This window comes from Aureisphaera galaxeae (assembly GCF_028561275.1).
Classification (GTDB): domain Bacteria; phylum Bacteroidota; class Bacteroidia; order Flavobacteriales; family Flavobacteriaceae; genus Aureisphaera; species Aureisphaera galaxeae.
On record NZ_JAQQTF010000006.1, the window covers coordinates 329,866 to 350,560 of the forward strand.

The following is a 20,695-nucleotide window of genomic DNA, read 5'->3' on the forward strand; positions in this document are numbered from 1 at the left end:
TAATTTTTAATCTTCCCAGAAATCTGGAACTACATTCGAACCCAATGCCGTACAATCGCCACAAGCCCTAGCTACCACGTAGTAAGGTCCTGGAAAAACATCATTGGGTGAAAAATTTTCTCTTAGGAATCGTATTTCGTTATTTCGTATACCTGTGACCAATCCTCCACAGGTTCCTGCCGGCGTAAACTGTGGCGGGGCAATTTCGGTGCAACCAGAAGGATAGGGTGGTAAGGTTTCGTTAGGGAAAAAATCTTCATAGTCGAAGTACAATCGTCGTTCAGAAACACTAGCCACTTCGAAAAAGCCAACTACTTTCTCCTCTTGATTGGTAGCAGACCGGATGTTGCCTTCGAAAAAGCCTGGCTGATTCTGAGAAAAAAGGCTTTCACTCTCCGAAAGCTCATTCAATAATCTATAATAGGTAAAGGCCTCTTGCGATTGTGCGTATTGACGTAACAAAATGCTGTAACGATGTGAAATGATATAGTTGTCGGCATCTAAAAAACGAACAAGATGCCGCTGTACCCTACTTTCGGAAAGGCCACTGGTATTGACCAGATTTACATCCGTGGAAGCGACTGTGTTAAAGCATATACGCTCTTCTTGCTCCCGAATGCCCAACTGTACATCGCAATTATCGGAAGCAATCATGGAGATCGAATTCCATAAAGGTGCTATGATCTTATAGGTTTCCAAATATTCATATCGGTAATAATCGGCGGTACCTGTTGGATCGAAACTATCTACATATATAGAAACTCCATCATCACCAAAATCGCTGGCTTCCCGAACTGCATACACATCCTCAATGGGTACCTCGGTCACCATTTGCGTGGATCGACTTTGATAACTGCTACCATCGTTGGTTTCAATATGCAGTTCATAATTGGTATTGGGGCTGGCGGCATAGGCAGAAGTGGATAGGTAAAGGCCAGGTTCCAAAGATTCTTGGAAAGAAATCATCCCATCATCAGAATCCATCCACACCCGTGCTCCCGATTCGGGAGTTGGGCCGTCCTCTTCAAATCTATACGTTCGACTCAAACGAATTTGTTGTGGCTTGGTTTCATCGGTAATAGTAGCTTCTACCACCAAAGCGCTTTCCAATTCTTGGGTGTTGAAAGAAACCTCTTCCACACAACCCATCGATACAAGAAGGGCCAATACCACAAAAGCTTTATATATCTTTATTATTCTTCTGATCATTCTTCCCAAAATTCTGGTACTACGTTACTTCCCAAAAGCGTACAGTCGCCACAAACAGCATCGGCCACAAAATAGGGTCCCATTTCCGTGGTTTCCGGTAGTGGATTATCCCTGGTATACACCACTTCTTCATTCAATAAAGCAAAAATGAGCCCTCCACAACGATCTGTAGGATGCCCTAAATCTCGAGGCGGGGCAAATTCCGTACAACCAGAAACATAAGGGGGCAATGGGCCATCGGGAATAAGATCCCTAAAATTGAAAAACAGACGTTTGGTCGCCACATGGGATACTTCGAAAAAACCTACCACCTTTTCCTCACTATCGGTTTCTGAAATGATATTACCATCGAAAAATCCGGGCTGACTCTGAGAAAAAATGCTCCCTTGCCCCGAAAATTCCTGCAAGGTCGCATAATAGGTGTGCGCTTCCCTAGATTGCACAAACTGCTTCACTTCTATACTATAGCGATGCGTAATACGGTAATCGTCTCTAGGAATTCGACGCACCTGAAACCGCTCCAGTCGATCTTCACTCAAAGAAAGAGTATTACCTATGACAATCTTATCCGAAAATTCAGTTCTATAACATACTCTTTTCTCTTCCTCTTTAAGAACTGTTGCTACCTCGCAAGCAGGCCAAGTGGGGTCTATCACTATCAAATCTTCCAATCGCCAAAGGGGAGCAATTACTTTAAAGGTTTCCACATAGGTGAATCGGTAGAACTGTGATTCTCCATCAGGATCGAAACTATCCACAAAAATGGATACTCCGTCATCTCCAAAATCGTCTACCTCCCGTTCTACGTATAGCTCGGCTATATCCGTATCCTTGGTTAATTGTGTATTGGCAGAGCTATATTGTCGGCCATCACTCGTTCTAATAAGCAACTTGTAGTCTATATTGGGCACAGCACTGAAACTATCATTGGAAACGTACCTTCCGCTTTCTTCTTCCGTAAACGTGATCGTTCCATTGCCACTTTCTATTGTCACTGCAGCGCCAGATTCCGCAGTAGGCCCATCGGCTTCGAAGGCATACGTACGACTCAGTAAAATTTCATGTTGCTTGTTTTCATCGGTTATGATGGCTTCGATAACCAAAGCACTTTCCAGTTCCTCAGTTTCGAAGGCCACTTCCTCAACACACCCAGTAAAAACAAGCAGGGTGCAAGCAAGACTAACTATTTTATGGGGAATCATTGTTTTCATTTTCTTTTTTACTTCTTTCATTCTACCCAAAATTCTGGAACCTCTATACTTCCAAATAACGTACAATCGCCGCATTCTTTGGGAACGAGATCGTACGGACCATCTAATGGAAAGAAAAAGGGCGGATCATCATAAAATTCCTGATCCAAGTTTATTTCAAAAAACAAATACCTGTCCCTTGGCAAATCCTCTAAAATAAGAGGACCACAATCTTCGAAAGGCGGGAAAGAGTATTTATCATAGTGTATAGGTGCATAAACATCACAAAATCGCACTTGTGAGGGGATATCTACATCGGGGAAGAAATCCACATAGTTAAAAAAGATGCGCTGCGACGTTACATAGGAAACATCAAAAAATCCAATGGTTAGCAATTCGGAGTCTGAAGACTGCACATTTCCAGTAAGGTATCCAGGCTGAACCTGAGAAAAGGTATTGGGCTGCTCCTGAAAGTCCAACAGGCGATCAAAATAAAAATAGGCATCGCTAGACTGCGTATATTGTTTTACTTCTATAGAATATCGCTGCCCAATAATGTAATTATCACTATCTATCTGCCGCACCTTAAATCGGGAGACTTCATTGGTATTTAACCCTTCTGTACTTATTTGTAATACCTCGGTATTCCTAACTGTGTTATAACATATCTCTTTGTTTACCTCTTTATCAAACAACTCCACATCGCAAAAGGCCCATCTGGGATCGGTAATAATTAGATTGAACCTACTGTATTTGGGTGCAACGATCTTATAGGTTTCTTCGAATTGATATCGATAATAATTAGTGGTGTTATCCGGCGCATTACTGTCTACAAAAATGGAAAGCACGGGTTGCCCATTGTTCCCTACTTCACGTTCGGCATACAATCGCTCCAAACTACTGGGTGTGGTTAATTGCCTCGGAGTCGAAGAATAAACTTCTCCATTGTTGGTCTGGATTCTCAGGGTATAATTTACATTGGGCTGTGCTGCAAATGGCTCCACGGAAGTATACACGCCGTCCTCCACTTCTTCAAAAGGAATGGTTTCTGTATCGGTTTCTACAAATACTTGGGCGTTCCTTTCGGGGGTAGCGCTCATAATAGTGTCGCTAAATCCATGACTGCGACTTAACAGCACCTCCTGTTTTTTGTTTTCATTGGAAATGATGGTTTCAATAATAAGTGCATTCTCAAGATTTTGGGTATCGAACCCAATTTCTTCGTAGCAGGAAGCAGTAACAATTAGTATCGTTACAGTTCCCCATGCACTATATGTCCTCCACCACTGCTTCATTAAAATTTGAAATTATATGTGATTGTAGGTACAGGAATGGAAAAGATTGAACTTTGCAATGCCTTTACCTGTCCTTCTTCCGTCACAAAGAATACCGAATAGGGATTATTCCTGCCCAGGACATTGTAAATAGAAATGTTCCAAAAACTATGGGCCAGTTTGTCATTCTTATGGTTTCCCTCTACATTGAAACTGATATCGAAACGATAATAATCTGGAATACGGAACTTATTCCGTTCGCTATAGAGTACAAATTCTGAATTATTGATAAAGAAGTTCCCAACGGGTACTGTTACGGGTCTTCCTGTCTGATATACAAAATTGGCCGAGAAACTGAATCGCTTGGTCAACTTGTAATTCGCTACTAGACTAATATCGTGTGGCTTATCGAAATTACTCGGGAAATAATTTCCGTTATTAATGGTCTCTTCAGAAAAGGCACTTTCAAATTTCTGTTCAGATCGGGAATAGGTATAGCCTAACCAACCGTTTAGATTCCCTTTTCGTTTGCGCAGTAGAAATTCCACCCCATAAGCCCTTCCTTCTCCCTGAAGCACTTCAGTTTCGATGGTCTCATTCAATAGCAATTCGGCACCGGTTTTAAAGTCCAATACATTGTCTAAAGTCTTATAGTAGCCCTCCAAACTGATTTCGAACATATTGTCATTTAGGTTCTTGTAAAAACCTAGGGAGTACTGACTCGCCTCTTGGGGTTTTATATTAAGATCGGATAGTTTCCAAGTATCGGTAGGCGAAACCGTGGTGTTGTTCGTAAGGGTATGTATGTACTGATAGGTGGTATTAAAACTTGCCTTTACCGAAAGGTCTGATGTAAGGAAATAACGCGTAGACAATCTAAATTCTGGCCCTCCATACGTTTCTATGGATTCATTATCGGCAAATTCGCGACTTTCGATAAAAGTGGCTTCATTTCTGGGAAGTCCATCGGCATAAATATTCTGGGATCCCGGCCCTAAAGCCGAAAAGTACGAATACCGTATCCCTGCACTGAGTTGCCATTCGTCCGTCACATTCCAATCGTCCGAAATAAACAAAGCAGACTCCCATCCCTTTTCGTCGGGGATTGTAAGCGGAATTACACTCGATCCGTTAATGGGTTCTATTTCACCCGGACTCACATTGTAGAGCTTCGAAGCCAGACCATAACTCAATGTATGATTGTCCCCAACATTGGACTCCATCTTCAACTTCAGCTTGGTTTCGTTAAGGTCGTAACCTAAATCGAAATCATTATTGGATTGCCCATCGAACTCAATTCCGAACTGATAGTTACTATTGGAAATCGCGATGCTACCTCGGTGATTTTCGTTAAACTCATGATTCCAACGCAAAGAAGCCATTCTGTTGGAATAGCTATACAGAGAATCGGATGTGATACTGAAGGCATCATTGCTATAGTAGCCGGTAAACTTTATATCGTCCTTCTCGCCTATTTTATGGTTGTACTTAGCAATGACATCGAAGAAATTGGCTTCACTGTTTTGAAGGGCCTCATCGTCCAAGGAACGAAGAATCCAATTGGAATAGGTACTCCTACCCCCTACCAAAAAAGCTCCTTTTTCCTTTTCTATAGGCACTTCTACCGAAAGACTTCCGGTAACGGGACCAATGGAGCCTTCTGCCGAGAATTTCTCTGTATTGGCGTCCTTGGTAATGATATCTACTACCGAAGAAAGACGTCCTCCATATTCGGCAGGAATATTCCCTTTGTAAATTTTGGCGTCTTCGGTAGTAAAGGGATTAATTCCCGAAAATATACCGAAGAAATGGGTTGGATTGTACACCACACCATCATCCAACAAGATAAGGTTCTGATCTTCCTTACCTCCCCTTACATTGAATCCTGAGCTACCTTCTCCAGCCGTGGTAATACCAGGCAAGGTAGTCGCGACTTTTAAAATATCACGCTCCCCCAGAACCAGAGGAATGTTTTTAATTTCTTTTACGTCTATTTCGGTAACTCCGGTAGAAACTTCGGCTACATTCTGCTTAGCGCTTCCTTCCAAAACAACAGCATCCAATTGCTCCAGTCCTTCTTCTAGGGTGATATCCAATTGTCCATTGTTATAGATGATAATTCTCTTCTGAAGGTTTCGGAATCCAAGGGAACGGATCTCAATCCTATTCACTCCGGGACGCAATGTAATACGATAGGCCCCACTTGCATTGGTGGTGGTTCCCAATCCTGAATTCCTTACCACCAAAGTAACATTGGGCAAAGGCTTACCATCTTCATCGCTTATGGTTCCACTCAGTGTAAAACTACTCGCATTGTTGCCCTTGGTCTCCTTTCCTATCCGTACCGTTTCCATAGGGGTATTTCCTCCCGTGTTGGTAATGGTATTAAAGATGGGAGTAACCGTTTTCCCTACAGGTTGATCCGTAGGTTGTGGATCGGTGGTTTCTTCTTTTCCGAAAAATTCCTCAGGCAACTGATCGTAGATAATGTTATTCTGCGTGAGAATAACCTTGTCCCCATCGAGTATGTAATAGTTTATAATGGTATCTGTAAAAAGGTCATTAAGCACCTCCTCTAAAGGAGTTTCGGTATAATTGGCCGTAATGCGCTTCTCTTTTAACCATTCGTCTACAAAATAGAATTGTAGGCCAGTAGCCGATTCAATCTTTAGTAAGGCTTCTTTTAAGCCTTCATCTTGAAATGACACGGTAATTGTCTTCGTTTCTTGGGCCGATATCAGTACGGGTAGCAGGACCATAGCCCACAGGAATAACCATTTCTTCATCATGGGGCAGGATTTTGAGCATTCAACATCTGACTAGCTTTATTGAAAAGCGCCTTTAATTGCTGTTCTTTATCCGATCTCCTCAGTGCGTCATTGGCATTTAGAAACGACTTTAATTCTTTTTTGATTTCTGGGAATAGTTCATAAAAATCATTTTTACTGTTTACCCAGTGATAGGTTCCATCCATAAGGATGACGTAATCGCTTTTGGTGTCGAAAAACTCGAAATACAAAATGCGTTTGTCTTCCTTCTTTACACGTCTTTTTCTATGTTTCTTATAAAAGACACCCAAATTATTTTCGGCCAAGCGTTCATGAAACCCTTCTATTCCATTGTTTTGGGCTTCTCGATCCGTTACATTAATAAAGGTATGTGTTCCTATGGTGAACTGTGCCACCTTGCTTTTTATGAGCTGTAGTAACGATTTTTGAGCCTCACTTTCCAAATTGGCAATAAGCTCGTCCTCATAGATATCGTACTTAAGGCTAATATTATAATAGGATTGCCCATCGTAGTCTACCCTTCCTTCATAGAAGGATTGATTAATGAAGAACTTGTGGTTTTCACGCGTGGTCTTATACCCTTCTATATATTCCACACCATTGAAAAGAGGCGTGTTTTCTATACCTACTATAGCATCGTACCACGTATAATAATTACTTTCTGAAGCTGAGTTTTGCGCATACAACAAAGACGTGAAAAAAATACACGCAATTATAATCGGGGGTATTTTCATTGGCAGTTTTTTTGAATGAATTACAACCCTTTAGGATTGCTTTTCTGATTCTAAAGTTATTTCAAAATTGCTGAAATATGAATCAATGGGCGAAAATATTTAGGTAAACCGCCCATCTTTTATAAATAAAGAGTCTGGAAAATTGAAAATGGTTGCGCTATTCCATATCCGATAGCAACACCAAGTCATTCTGAATGGCAAAAATAACCAAGCCTGCGATGTTCTTCACATTGGCTTTATCCAGAAGATTTTTTCGGTGCACCTCTACCGTTCGCTTGCTTATAAAAAGCTTGTCTGCGATCTCTTGGGACGTATATTGATGGCAGATCAATTCCAGTACGTCTTTTTCCCTTGGGGTAATAAGCTCATCATCGAAAATGGTCTTGGCATCGTTCTTATTGGCCAAGTTAGTGATCCCCTTAATGGCCTTCATAACCTCCGCATCGTAGTAAAATCCATTGTAATACACCTGTTTTATCGTGTGAAGTACCTTATTCGGTGGCGAGTTTTTCACCAAATAGGCACTCGCGCCTACCTGAATCATATTGCGGATAAAGGGTTTGGTATTATAAGTAGTTAGGGCTATGATACTAATTTCGGGATACGCCTTGTGAATGGTCTTGGTGGCTTCCACCCCATTGAGTTCTGGCATTTTTATATCCATGATAATGATGTCGGGAAGCAATTCGGCTCCTGCCAGATAATCTAGTAACTCTTTTCCATTACAAGCTTGATGAACGATATTAATATCTTCATCCTTAGAAAGAATATGGGCCATTCCAACACGGAAAAGCTCCTCGTCGTCTGCTAATACTAGATTTATTTTCACTTTTGGGGTCAATTAGTTTTCGTAAAGTTATAAAATTGAAAACATACTATGCGCTACTGCCCAAAGGTTTTTCAATTTTTACCTCGATTCCCTCATTGGGTGCCGATGTCATGGATAGCTCCGCTTTAAGTATGGCAGCTCTATTTTTTATACCACTCATTCCCAGTCCTTTAGAATTCATCGCGTCGTTTATATCGAAGCCTTTTCCGTTATCCATATACGCCAACCGCACCACCGAATCTTCCTTATGAAGTGCCACGTCTATTTGGGACGCTTCGCTGTATTTAATGGAATTGTTCATCAATTCCTGAATCACCCGAAAGAGATGTAATTCTTCGTCCGATGGCAAAGTTTCCATAGGATAGTTCGCTTCATAACGCACTTCGAACTTTCCCGATTCCGACACCTCGTCACACAGTTCTTCCAAGGCGGCTTCTAATCCAAATTTGCTTAAGGTAGGTGGCAAAAGGTCGTGGGCAATCCTACGGGAGTTTTCCAACACCGTGGAAGTGACGTTTAAAATGCTTTCCCCAAATTTATTGGCATCGTCGGTGGTAATGTCCTTTTCGGTAAGGAAATTCGCATTTAGGGATACCACATTCAGTTTTGAACTAATGGCATCGTGTAGGTCTTGGGCAATTCGGCTTCGCTCTTCTTCTTGGGTAATAATGGTCGCCTGAAGCAATTCCTTTTGGTGATCTATTTCTAATCGAGCCTTTTCCAATTCGGCCTTGATGATTTTTTTACGGGAAAAATAAAAGAATAGGACAATGGCTATTGCCATGAGCAGTAACAGCCCAATAGCAATTAATATGATATTGATTACTTGATTGTCCGAGGTTAGCAAATCTTCCACGAAACGAAGATAGGAATTTTAGTACGCTAAGAACGTCTAAACTGAGGCCGATAATTTTTTATCCACTCGATTAGTATCAATAACTGAAAAATCAAGGTTAATATTCGATTTACATTAATTAAAGTAAACCTCGTCTCTTGAGGAATATCGAGATCCAAAACCAAATTTCCTGAAGCGAAAATTAAAGTGCTGGAAATTAGGTAAACCAAGATTCCGACATTAACAATAACGAATTCTGATTTTCCTTGAAGGGTTTTGTAGAGATAGAGAATAGAATAAAATACTATAATTGTTTGCGTTATTGTCATCGCCAAGGGATTATACCTGAAATATATCTCAGGGTCCGCAATGAACTGATAAGCAATAAACAGAAGGACGGGAATCAATGCAAACTTAATCCACCGCATTTTAAGGAGTTCAAAATAAAAAAGGGACAGCAGCACAAATTGACTTATGTAGTAGTAGTGAGAAAAGTATAAGTTCGATTTCTGCAAACCGCCTCTACCTACATATAAAGCTGCAATTTGAATGATTGAAATTAGTAAAAGATAAATCGTGAAAAGCCTGTAAGCTTTATTATTCCTAATAAAGCTTACAGTGTAAATAAGTCCAAGGACCAAGGAAACATAAACAGTAATATCTCCTATAGTTTTGAAATGTTCGCTCACGGCTTTAGTTCAAAGGACTGCTTGGATCACAATCCGGCGGGCAAGGATTGGTAAAATCATAGATGGAATTGGAAGAAGTGGCCTCCTCTCCAGCTGCCGGTAATAAATCGCGATAGATCACCGATTTATCCGGTTGGGTCTCTTGAGAAGTACCCACGAAAATTAACTTTTCCACTCCCCCGTCGATAGCCAAATAAGCCCGAGCACAAGGATTTCCTCCCTGTCCACTAATTTCATTCAACACTCCCTGAAGATCCTGAATAGGAATTAAAAATGCCCTAGCTGAGGTAGATGGGGCACTTCTCCAAGCAGAGGTCCATGAAATGGCTTCGGCTAATGTAATTTTCTTGTCTGTTGCACTCATATTTAAAGTTTATTGGTTACTAGTTGCCTGTTTTGTGGGGAAAACAGTAACTAAAAATAGTAAAACCCTCGTAACTTGACGAAGGTTTCAAAAACTTATCGATGAAGTGTACTAGGACAGACGCTTGATGAGATTCTGGGTAGATGTGTTACTTATGTGAGAAATATCCTCTTTCTCAATAGCTTGCAAAGTTCCCTTGGCCAACTTCTTGCCCAACTCCACGCCCCATTGATCATAACTGAAGATATTCCAAACCACACCCTGTACAAAAAGCTTGTGTTCGTACATCGCAATTAAGCTTCCCAAGGACTTAGGAGTCAACTCTTCAATTAAAATGGTGTTCGTAGGTCGATTGCCCGTAAAGACCTTAAAGGCTGTTTCTACCGTAGTACCCAATGTCCCTTGTAACAAAGCCTCTGTCTGGGCGATCATATTGGCCATTAGTTTATTCTGATGGTCTTCGTTTCCATGTAATGATTTCGCAAATCCGATGAAGTCGGTCGGGATGATCTTGGTTCCTTGGTGAATTAACTGAAAAAAGGCATGCTGCGCATTGGTTCCGGTACTTCCCCAAACTATGGTTCCTGTTTGGTAATTGATAGGATCACCGTTTCTATCCACTCCCTTTCCATTACTTTCCATAATCCCTTGCTGAAGATAGGCCACCAGTTTATTTAGATATTGGGAATAGGGTACAATGCATTCACTTTCTGCCTCGTAAAAATTGTTATACCAAACAGATAGCAAGGCCAACATCACAGGAATATTTTCTTCGAAAGCAGCACTTTTGAAGTGTACATCCGTTTCATGAGCCCCTCTTAAAAGGTTTTCAAAATTTTCATACCCTACGGCACAGGCAATGGAAAGCCCGACGGCACTCCACAGAGAGAAACGTCCCCCAACCCAATCCCACATGGGGAAAATATTTTCTGGGGCAATCCCGAAATTGGAAACTGCTTCCAAGTTGGTGGACACGGCCACAAAATGCTTTGCTATATCCTCCGAAGTCCCCGATTGCAAGAACCACTCTCGAATGGTATTGGCATTCGTTAGGGTTTCTTGGGTAGTAAAAGTTTTCGAAACAATGATGAATAAAGTCGTTTCGGGATTCAATCCTTTTAAGGACTCCATGGTATGATCTCCATCTACATTGGAAACGAATCGAACTTCCAGATGATTATGGTAATACCGAAGCGCTTCGCACACCATGTCGGGTCCCAAATCGCTTCCGCCAATACCAATATTCACAATGGTTTCAATAGACTTACCCGTATAGCCTTTCCATGTTCCACCGATCACAGATTGTGTAAATCCCTTGATCTTCTGAAGGGTTTCAGAAACCTCCGGTTTCATATTCGTAAAATCCCGTAATGCGGTATGACCCACAGCTCGATCTTCCGTTTCATTGATATGCACTCCCGAAAACTGAGCTGAAATGGCTTCCTTCAGTTTTACTTCTTCTGCCAATTGAAGCAATAGCGACTGAGTAGTTTCTGAAATTCGATTTTTGGAATAATCAACATAAAAATCGTTCCAATGAATACTGAAACGATCCGCGCGATTCGGATCATTGGCAAAATAGTCCTGCATTTTGTCCGACTTGGTTTCAGAAAAATGCGCGGTCAATTGGTCCCAAGCTTTTGTTTTTGTGGGATTTATTTTTGGGAAACTCATACGCTCTTGGTATTAGTTTTGGGTAGCTACGTTCAATCTATGGTTGCGGTAGTATTCTATAAGTCCATCGATGGGCCTGCGAATCACATTACCCAACTCCAACTGATAGCGTTTCATGCAATCTTCAATAATATCTTTGGAAAAATGGGCGATGGACCCTACAAAGTGAATGGGAACACTTTGAGCTTCCTTATAGCACATAATACGGTAATCGATAAAACGGATGATGCCTTCGCTAATCAGCTTATAGAAATACCCGTTCACCTCTTCACTCGTAAAGATAAACTCCGCAAAGCTGGCTAGATAGGTATTCGGATTGGGTTTCTGATACAGATTCTGTTTGATGACATCGGGATCTAAATCGAAACGTTTTTCAAATTCCTTGGCCAAAACTTCCGGCATTCGCTTATAGAAGTAATCACGGATAAGGCGTTTTCCGAAGTAGTTTCCACTAGCTTCATCCATTAAGGAAAATCCTAGGGACGCTACAGGAGTGTGAATCTCCTTTCCATCGAAATAACAACTATTGGATCCCGTTCCGAGGATACATACAATACCGGGTTCTGTGGTCGCTGCATAAACGGCCGCAGCCACATCCTCCTGAACAGTAACCTTAGCACCTTCGAATAAATCTTCGAGTACCAAACGTAATGCCGTTCTAGGCGTTTCGGTACCACATCCGGCACCATAAAAATCCACATGACTTACCTTACCAAAGAGTCCCGGAAGGTCATTGTTTTCCTTTATTCTTTGGTAGAGATCTTCCCGCGGTACTACCGCAGGATTCAATCCACGTGTTCTTGTTTTAAGGACTTGATTCCCCGCTTCATCCAGCAATATCCAATCGCATTTCGTGGAACCACCGTCGGCTATAATCGTCATATATTATATACTTGCAATGTGTGCTGCCAAATCAATTAGCTTGGCAGAATATCCATATTCATTATCATACCACGCCACTAATTTAAAGAAATTGTCATTAAGGGCAATCCCCGCATTGGCGTCGAAATTACAGGTGTTCGGATCGCTCACAAAATCTTGGGAAACCACAGGGTCTTCCACGTAATCCACAATCCCTTTTAGTGCTCCAGAAGCAGCATCTTTAAATAACTTCTTGATGTCTTCATAGGTGGCCGATTTTTCGGTTCGCACTGTTAGATCTACCACAGATACATCGGTAGTAGGTACACGGAATGCCATCCCGGTAAGTTTCCCTTCCAAAGTAGGGATTACCTTGGTTACTGCAACAGCAGCCCCCGTAGAGGTAGGGATGATATTGGCCAAAGCACTTCTCCCCAATCGGTAATTCTTTCGGGAAGGGCCATCTACCGTAAGTTGTGTGGCGGTAGCGGCATGCACCGTAGTCATAAGTCCTTCTACAATACCTAAATTATCATCGATCACCTTTGCCATAGGCGCCAAACAGTTGGTCGTACAAGAGGCGTTGGACACGATGGTATCCTCAGGCTTCACTTCGTTGTGATTTACGCCCATTACGAACATGGGGGCATCCTTGGAAGGAGCCGAAATCACTACTTTCTTGGCACCGGCTTTAATGTGGGCACTGGCTGTATCTTTGGTCGTAAAAATTCCTGTACAGTCTATGATGATTTCTGCACCTACTTCATCCCATTTTAAGTCTTCGGGGTTTCTTTCTGCGGTAACACGGATGGTTTTTCCATCGACCACCAAATGACCGTCCTTTACTTCTACGGTTCCGTCGTATTTTCCGTGTACGGAATCGTATTTAAGTAAGTAAGCCAGGTGATCTACATCCAATAAATCATTGACAGCAACAATCTCTACATTGTCGTTTTTAGCTGCTATTCTAAAGGCAATTCTTCCTATGCGGCCGAAGCCGTTTATACCGAGTTTTGTCATATTCTATTTTTGAAATTATACAGATGTAATATCTGCAACGCGTATTAGGTCTAAATCTATTTCGTTTTCTCCTTTTATGGCTTCGGTAAAGGGGACCGAAACCAATTTGTTGTGTGAAATTCCTATCATTACATCCCGTTCTCCTTTTAGGAGGGCATCGACGGCTCCTACGCCCAATCTACTGCCCAATACCCTGTCGTAGCAACTGGGGGTGCCACCACGCTGAATGTGTCCGAGAACGGTCACCTTTACTTCATATTCATCCAAATTTTCCCGAATGTAATCGGCCAATTCCATAATGTTCTTTCCAATCTGATCACCTTCCGCAACCACCACGATACTGGACGACTTTCCGGACTTCTTACTTCGTCGTAAAGAAGCCACCAACCTGTCTTTTCCCATATCCTGTTCGGGAATCAAAATTTCCTCTGCTCCAGCACCAATTCCGGCATTCAAGGCAATGTCGCCCGCATCACGTCCCATTACCTCCACCAAGAACAATCGGTTGTGAGAGTTGGCTGTATCCCGAATCTTATCTATGGCTTCCACCACGGTGTTCAAAGCCGTATCATATCCTATGGTATAGTCGGTTCCGTTAATGTCATTATCTATGGTTCCAGGGATTCCGACAATAGGGAAATCGTACTCTTCATTAAACACCTTAGCTCCGGTAAAAGTTCCGTCCCCTCCAATCACCACAAGGGCATCTATATTGGATTCCTTCAAATTATCGTAAGCTTCCTGTCTTCCGGCCTTGGTTCTGAATTCTTGAGAGCGTGCCGATTTCAGAAAAGTTCCTCCTCTATTGATGATGTTTTTCACCGATCGGGGGCCCAATTCCTTAAAGTCACCTTCTATAAGTCCTTGCAGGCCTCTAAACACACCTACACACTCTACATCATGGTAGGCACAGGAACGTACAACAGCTCGAATGGCCGCATTCATTCCAGGGGCATCCCCCCCACTTGTAAGCACTGCAATTCTTTTAATTTTCTCACTCATTTAGGTAAAATTATAGCAAAGTTTTTATTGAACAAAGCAAAATATTGACGATAACGTTTTCGAAAAGGCCATTTTATGAAAAAGCCCCAAAATTTGGGGCTAATTTTTATTTTTTTATCAAAATATGGTACTCCCAAGGAGCTAATTCCATGGGTCCGTCTTTGTTAACTTCCCATTCCCGATTCAAAATGGGATCCCAATTTGGACCTTCGGCTTCTACATTCAAGATTACGTTTTGAGGTGCGCCGCTCAAATTTGCTATGTAGATCAATTTACTATCTCCTTTCTCACGTTGGAAAGCCAAGACATTATCGTTGTTGGAAGTGAGTCGTTCATAGGATGCCGATTGCTTTCCACCAGCCATAGCTGGATAGCTATTCTTTAGTTGTCCTAATCGGGACAGGTTTTCCCAAGTCATGCCTTTATCTTTTGGAATCTGATCCTTTTCGAAGAACTTAAGACGATGATTCAAATCATATTCCTGTCCGCTATACACTAAAGGCATTCCCTTCACACAATACGTTAGGGCCAATAACGCATCGGAAGCATCTCCCATACGCTCCTTTACAGGTCCTGCCCACGAATTCTCATCGTGATTCGTTACAAATCGCATAAGCATATCATTGTCTTCCCAGCGTCCCTGTTCCTTGGTCATATAAGCATCGAAATCTGCAACACTGCTTTCCCCTTTAGCCAAAGCATTCAGTAGATGGTGAAACTCCCATGCATAGGACATTTCAAATAAATCATCTTTCATAATCTCAGGAATCTCGGCTTCGGCCAACATGAAAATATTTTTCTCTGCTCGCAAAGCAGGAATCGCTTTTTCCCAGAAACTGGCAGGAACACTATGGGCTACATCGCATCGAAAACCATCGATCCCTTCTTGAACGATCCAAAACTTCATAGCGTCGATCATGGCGTCTTGCATTTCCATATTGTCGTAATTAAGATCGGCCACATCGGTCCAACCCCAAGGCTCACCTTCATCATTTAAAGGATCGGTAATTTCACCCGCCTCGTTTTTGGTGTAATATTCGGGATGTTCGGTTATCCAGGGGTGATCCCATCCTGTATGATTGGGCACCCAATCGATAATGACATACATGCCATTATCATGTGCTGTTTGTACCAACTCCCGGAAATCTTCCATGGTCCCGTGCTCGGGGTTTACGGCCTTATAGTCGGCCACCGAATAGTAGCTCCCTAAGTATTTTTTTCGCTCTTCGGGATCGGTGATCTCTTCAATGGAAGAATCGTTGGTGGCTTTCCGCTTCACCATAGATATTGGATGAATGGGCATTAGCCAAATAACCTTAACACCCAATTCCTTGAGTTGGGGAATATCCTTCGTGAAAGCATTGAAAGTGCCTTCGGGAGAGTATTGACGGATATTGGCCTCATAAATGACCCCTTGCTCCAATATAGCATCGTTAATGAGAACACGTTCTGGTTTTCTTGCCATTTCCTGTGATTCTGTATCCTGATTTTCGCCTGCGGCTTCCTTACCGGGACCTTCCTTACAGGACCAAGCTACAGAAAGCACGAGTAAAAACACAATTACCTTTTTCATTCTTAAGGATTTAAGGTTTCTAGTAATACGATATCGAATTCTGAACTAAAGGTGACTTTTCCATCTTTCACCTCCACTTCTTGACCGCTATAAGCGTCCTTAAGTGCAGTTCCATTGGCGAAAACAGTTCCTACCGAAATTTCTTTATCACCAGGATTGTTCAAACTCACTACAACCTGATCGGTATACTCACCTTTTGTATAGGTTCTAGAAAACACATAAGGTGCTTCCGAAATCATTTTGTGCACCCCTGCTCCCACAGACATATGGTTATTCCTGAATTGCCCCAATTTCTGCCAGTGCTTCAATAATCGCTGTGTTTCTGAGCTATTGGATATCATTTTCCAATCCATAGGAGATCGTAACGTAGCGTCCCCTTGAGTTCCTTCAATAATTAAAGAGCGACCAATTTCATCTCCATAGTAAATCTGTGAGGCTCCAGGAGCCAATAACAATCGTACGGCACTTTCATAGGTCTTTTCACGGGACTTATCGTAAGGACCTCCATCGTCATGGGAAGAAATATAACTCATGGTACCGTAGCCATCCATGTCGCCATTCAAAATATTGGAATAACGACTGAAAACACTTTCCAAGGATTCTTCGGCAGTACTTCTTAAATCGAAATTGATGAGCGCATCAAAGCTATCGTTAAAGTAATTCACCTTTTTATCCCCAAAGTCGTAGTACTTTCCAGTATTGATGGAATAGAAATAGATTTCCCCTACCAAATAGAAGGGTGCATCATCCAGTACCAAAGAAGGGTTATTGGCTTTCCATTCGGCAAAAGCAGTATCGCAAACATCTTCAAATTCTTCCCAAACATATTCCTCCGTATGCTTTACGGTATCCACACGATACCCATCGATTCCATAGTCGGTAATATAATCGGCCAACCACTTCATGATATAGAAGCGGGGTGCTCTGGGATGTCCCGTTTTTTCGAAAAACGCATCCAATTCGGCCATTTCTTCTTCGTAGCGGCCTTCTTCCTTCCATTTTTTCTCTAATTGTGGCGGGAGGGAAACGGCTTCATTGCTTTCGGTTAATACATCTGGCAAATTGGCCACCAAAGTACATTTGGTAGTGGTTTCATAGGATTGGAAGTCACATTTGGGTGAAGTTCTCACCCACTCTTCGGGCCAAACTCCGTCTGTTTCGGTTTGGGGACCGTGGTGATTGATCACGGCATCCAACAAAATACGAATACCATTTTCATGTGCCGTGGTTACCAATTCCTGAAGATCTTCCTTCGTTCCAAAGTTAGGATCCAAAGTCGTCCAATCCTTGGTCCAGTAACCATGATACCCATAGGTATAACCCGTTCCTTCGTCCACCCCATCATGAATTTGCTCTACGATAGGCGTCATCCAAATGGCATTAACCCCTAAATCGTTAAAATAGCCTTCTCTTATTTTCTGGGTCACTCCTTTAATATCTCCCCCTTCAAAACCTCTTAAAACAGCAGTTTCGTTCGTGCGATCGAAATTTACATCGTTGGAGGGATCCCCATTGTTAAAACGATCCGTAAGCAAGAAGTAGACATTGGCCCCTTCCCAATCGAAATAGGCCGTTTTCGCTTCTGCGGTGGTTTCTTCATTCGGGGTTTCTTCTGTTTTTTTCTTTTCGCCACAGCCCATCCAGATAAAGAGGGCCATCGCCATGAGGAGATAACTTCGTACAGACATAATCTATTAGTTTATCGTTATTCTTTCTGAATTAAGAACCAACGTAACCGTTGGCCCACTCTCTAAAGTAAAATGTGTTTGGTCTTTATCTACGGACACTTTTATAATGCTTCCCCTAAAATTGATCTTAAAGGAATAACTGGTCCATTGTTCCGGGATCTGAGGCGTAAAATGGAGCTCTCCATTTTTAACGCGCATGCCTCCAAATCCTTCTACGATGCTCATCCAGGTTCCCGCCATACTGGTAATATGACAGCCTTCTTCCACCTCCTTGTTATAATCGTCCAAATCCAGTCGGGAGGTTCGTAAATAGAAGGTGTAGGCTTGCTCCATACGTCCTAACTTAGCCGCCTGAATGCTATGCACGCAAGGTGAAAGTGAGGATTCGTGTACCGTAAAGGGTTCGTAAAAATCGAAATGACGTTCTAATTCTTCGACGGTAAAATGATCTTCAAAGAAATAGAATCCTTGTAAAGTATCTGCCTGCTTAATGTAGGGAGACCTTAATATGCGGTCCCACGACCATTTCTGATTTATGGGTCTATTTTCCTTACCCAGATCTTCTACAGTAACCAACTCTTTATCCAAAAAACCATCTTGCTGAAGGTACACACTATGCTCGTCCGAATATGGGAAATACATAGCTCCAGCTACTTTGTTCCAAGCCTTCATTTCTTCCAAAGAAAGTTGAGTCTTGTTCATGATACGTTCATGATCATTGGGTGAATCCTTTTCTACCCTTTCAATCATGCGTATGGCATATTTAATACACCATTTTGCAATGTAGTTGGTATACCAGTTGTTATTTACGTTGTTTTCATATTCGTTAGGACCTGTTACCCCAAGGATTACGTATTGATCCTTGGCTGTACTGAACGTAGCACGCTGATGCCAAAAACGGGCAATAGCAATAAGTACTTCCAAGCCCATTTCGGGTACATAGGAAGTATCGCCCGTATAGCGTTCATAGTTATAAATGGCAAAGGCTATCGCTCCATTTCTATGGATTTCTTCGAAAGTAATCTCCCATTCGTTATGGCATTCTTCCCCATTCATGGTCACCATAGGATACAAGGCGGCTCCCTTAGTGAAACCAAGCTTTCCAGCATTTTCTATGGCCTTGCCCAATTGATCGTACCGATATTTTAATAAATTACGCGCAACTTGCTGATCTTTGGTCGCCATATAAAATGGGATGCAATAGGCTTCGGTATCCCAATAGGTACTTCCACCATATTTCTCACCTGTAAATCCTTTCGGCCCTATATTTAATCGAGCGTCTTTTCCCGAATAGGTTTGATTTAGCTGAAATATATTGAAACGGATACCCTGTTGGGCTTCAACATCACCTTCAATGGCAATGTCCGCCATTTCCCAGACCTTGGCCCATGCTTGTGCTTGGGATTGCTGTAGGGCTTCATACCCCAAAGAAGTTCCTTTTTGAAGGATATTTTTAGCTGCTCCTAGTAATGCATCGGGTTCATGATTTAGGGACACCACATATCCAGCGTATTTCTGAAGGGTTGCTGTTTGTCCTTCTCTTACAGATACATTGTAATGTGCCCAAATGCTTTTCTCCTTGGTCTCCATCTCCGGTGAAACATCAGACGAAGTTCCATTTACATAGAGTTTGGACTGCATATAAGTACAAACATCGAAATGGGTTTTCATGGTCCTACTTCGGATGAAGGCTTGATCGTTTTCATTCGAAACATTGAGAATTTCCCAGAACTGGTCGTCCCAATTACTGTCTTCATTGGTGATTCCGGCATCCAAATAAGGACTAAACACAATCTCTGCGTCCCTATTCAGTGCTTTTATAGCGTAGTTGATAATTCCTAATTCGTCATGATCCAAATGAAGGATACGCGTGCTTTCCACTTCAATTTGGGTCCCATTTTGAAGGGTCGCCACAAACGATCGGCGGTAGTAGCCTTCCTTCATATTCAATTCCCTACGAAACTGAGCTACCTCGCATTGATTCATATCGAGGTTTTCACCATTTACGGAAACCCGTATACCGATCCAATTAGGAGCGTTTAATACTTTCGCAAAATACTCGGGATAACCATTCTTCCACCAACCTACACGGGTTTTGTCGGGGTAATAAACCCCTCCTATATAGCTCCCTTGAAAGGTTGGGCCGCTATAATCCTCTTCAAAATTGGCACGCTGTCCCATGGCTCCATTTCCAATACTGAACAGACTTTCGGACGACTTTACCAGCTCCGCATCGAAGCCTTCTTCAATGATGCTCCACGGATCTGGTATGATATATTCTTGATTCATTGGTTGTTATTGATGAATGAGTTTGTGTAAAAATTCATTGGACATTTCGGTAAAATCCGAAAAAACATAATCTGCCTCATGCAGTATCTTAGGGTTTCCAATACCTATGCTGGTCATTCCAGCTATATTGGCAGCCTGCACTCCCGCTAAGGAATCTTCAAAAACGATGGCGTCGGCTGGATTTACCCCAATTTGTTCGGCGGCCCTTAAGAATACTTCTGGGTCAGGTTTTGCATTGGTCACATCGTTACCGTCTACAATAGCTTCGAAGGCAGCGTATAGATGCACCTCCCTCAATATTTTACGGGCATTTTTACTGGCCGACCCCAAGGCAACCGGTTGACCACTATCCAATAAGAAATGTAATACCCTCTTTACATCGGGAAGCAGTTCGCTTTCATCCATCTTCTCAATGTATTCTAAGTAGTCATTGTTCTTTACGGCCAACAGTTCCATGAACTTGTCTTCTTGGAGTTCTTTATTGCCCCAGGAGAGTATTTTTTCTAGGGAACGTACCCTACTCACCCCTTTTAATTGTTCGTTGTCTTCTTCTGTAAAGGAAATTCCTATGCTTTCTGCAAGTTTTTTCCACGCTAGGTAATGGTATTTGGCGGTATCTACGATGACACCATCCAAATCGAAAATAAATCCTTTTCTCGTCATTTATTATGGTAA

Annotated in this window: 16 protein-coding genes; all 16 read right to left on the reverse strand. The window is 42.1% G+C overall.

Annotation, left to right across the window (positions count from 1 at the left end; translation table 11 throughout):
• Positions 1 to 6: 6 nt before the first annotated feature.
• Positions 7 to 1,209, reverse strand: coding sequence for a DUF4249 domain-containing protein (locus POV27_RS11855; RefSeq protein WP_272862988.1), 1,203 nt, complete (start codon positions 1,207 to 1,209; stop codon positions 7 to 9).
• Entirely contained in the window at positions 1,206 to 2,441 is a 1,236-nt protein-coding gene (locus POV27_RS11860; protein ID WP_272862989.1) for a DUF4249 domain-containing protein, read from the reverse strand. Before POV27_RS11860 ends, POV27_RS11855 begins: the two co-directional genes overlap by 4 nt.
• Positions 2,438 to 3,694 carry a DUF4249 domain-containing protein gene (locus POV27_RS11865; protein WP_272862990.1) on the reverse strand — a complete coding sequence of 419 codons (1,257 nt, stop codon included), beginning with the start codon at positions 3,692 to 3,694 and terminating at the stop codon, positions 2,438 to 2,440. Before POV27_RS11865 ends, POV27_RS11860 begins: the two co-directional genes overlap by 4 nt.
• Complete coding sequence (locus POV27_RS11870) at positions 3,694 to 6,462, reverse strand: TonB-dependent receptor domain-containing protein (RefSeq protein ID WP_272862991.1); 2,769 nt, start codon at positions 6,460 to 6,462, stop codon at positions 3,694 to 3,696. The genes POV27_RS11865 and POV27_RS11870 overlap by 1 nt, the downstream gene beginning before the upstream one ends.
• Positions 6,459 to 7,196, reverse strand: coding sequence for a hypothetical protein (locus tag POV27_RS11875; protein ID WP_272862992.1), 738 nt, complete (start codon positions 7,194 to 7,196; stop codon positions 6,459 to 6,461). The genes POV27_RS11870 and POV27_RS11875 overlap by 4 nt, the downstream gene beginning before the upstream one ends.
• Positions 7,197 to 7,353: 157 nt before the next feature.
• Positions 7,354 to 8,025, reverse strand: a complete 672-nt coding sequence (locus tag POV27_RS11880) for a response regulator transcription factor (RefSeq protein WP_272862993.1) — start codon at positions 8,023 to 8,025, stop codon at positions 7,354 to 7,356.
• Positions 8,026 to 8,071: 46 nt separating this feature from the next.
• The gene (locus POV27_RS11885; RefSeq protein WP_272862994.1) at positions 8,072 to 8,881 is read right to left on the reverse strand and encodes a sensor histidine kinase; all 810 of its coding nucleotides are present in this window, start codon (positions 8,879 to 8,881) and stop codon (positions 8,072 to 8,074) included.
• A 672-nt stretch (positions 8,882 to 9,553) separates the two neighbouring features.
• Complete coding sequence (locus POV27_RS11890; protein ID WP_272862995.1) at positions 9,554 to 9,913, reverse strand: hypothetical protein; 360 nt, start codon at positions 9,911 to 9,913, stop codon at positions 9,554 to 9,556.
• Between the two features lie 111 nt (positions 9,914 to 10,024).
• Positions 10,025 to 11,587: a glucose-6-phosphate isomerase gene (gene pgi / locus POV27_RS11895; RefSeq protein ID WP_272862996.1), complete on the reverse strand. Its 1,563-nt coding sequence runs from the start codon at positions 11,585 to 11,587 to the stop codon at positions 10,025 to 10,027.
• A gap of 12 nt (positions 11,588 to 11,599) precedes the next feature.
• On the reverse strand, positions 11,600 to 12,469 hold the full coding sequence (locus POV27_RS11900) for a BadF/BadG/BcrA/BcrD ATPase family protein (protein ID WP_272862997.1): 870 nt from the start codon (positions 12,467 to 12,469) through the stop codon (positions 11,600 to 11,602).
• Between the two features lie 3 nt (positions 12,470 to 12,472).
• On the reverse strand, positions 12,473 to 13,468 hold the full coding sequence (gene gap / locus POV27_RS11905; protein ID WP_272862998.1) for a type I glyceraldehyde-3-phosphate dehydrogenase: 996 nt from the start codon (positions 13,466 to 13,468) through the stop codon (positions 12,473 to 12,475).
• A 15-nt stretch (positions 13,469 to 13,483) separates the two neighbouring features.
• Positions 13,484 to 14,470: a 6-phosphofructokinase gene (pfkA, locus tag POV27_RS11910; protein WP_272862999.1), complete on the reverse strand. Its 987-nt coding sequence runs from the start codon at positions 14,468 to 14,470 to the stop codon at positions 13,484 to 13,486.
• A gap of 106 nt (positions 14,471 to 14,576) precedes the next feature.
• Positions 14,577 to 16,043: an alpha-amylase family glycosyl hydrolase gene (locus POV27_RS11915; RefSeq protein ID WP_272863000.1), complete on the reverse strand. Its 1,467-nt coding sequence runs from the start codon at positions 16,041 to 16,043 to the stop codon at positions 14,577 to 14,579.
• Between the two features lie 2 nt (positions 16,044 to 16,045).
• Complete coding sequence (locus POV27_RS11920) at positions 16,046 to 17,731, reverse strand: alpha-amylase family glycosyl hydrolase (protein WP_272863001.1); 1,686 nt, start codon at positions 17,729 to 17,731, stop codon at positions 16,046 to 16,048.
• A gap of 6 nt (positions 17,732 to 17,737) precedes the next feature.
• On the reverse strand, positions 17,738 to 20,020 hold the full coding sequence (locus POV27_RS11925; RefSeq protein WP_272863002.1) for a glycoside hydrolase family 65 protein: 2,283 nt from the start codon (positions 20,018 to 20,020) through the stop codon (positions 17,738 to 17,740).
• 6 nt (positions 20,021 to 20,026) lie between these two features.
• Positions 20,027 to 20,683 (reverse strand): beta-phosphoglucomutase, encoded by a 657-nt coding sequence (pgmB, locus tag POV27_RS11930; protein WP_272863003.1) that lies wholly within the window; start codon positions 20,681 to 20,683, stop codon positions 20,027 to 20,029.
• Positions 20,684 to 20,695: the final 12 nt, after the last annotated feature.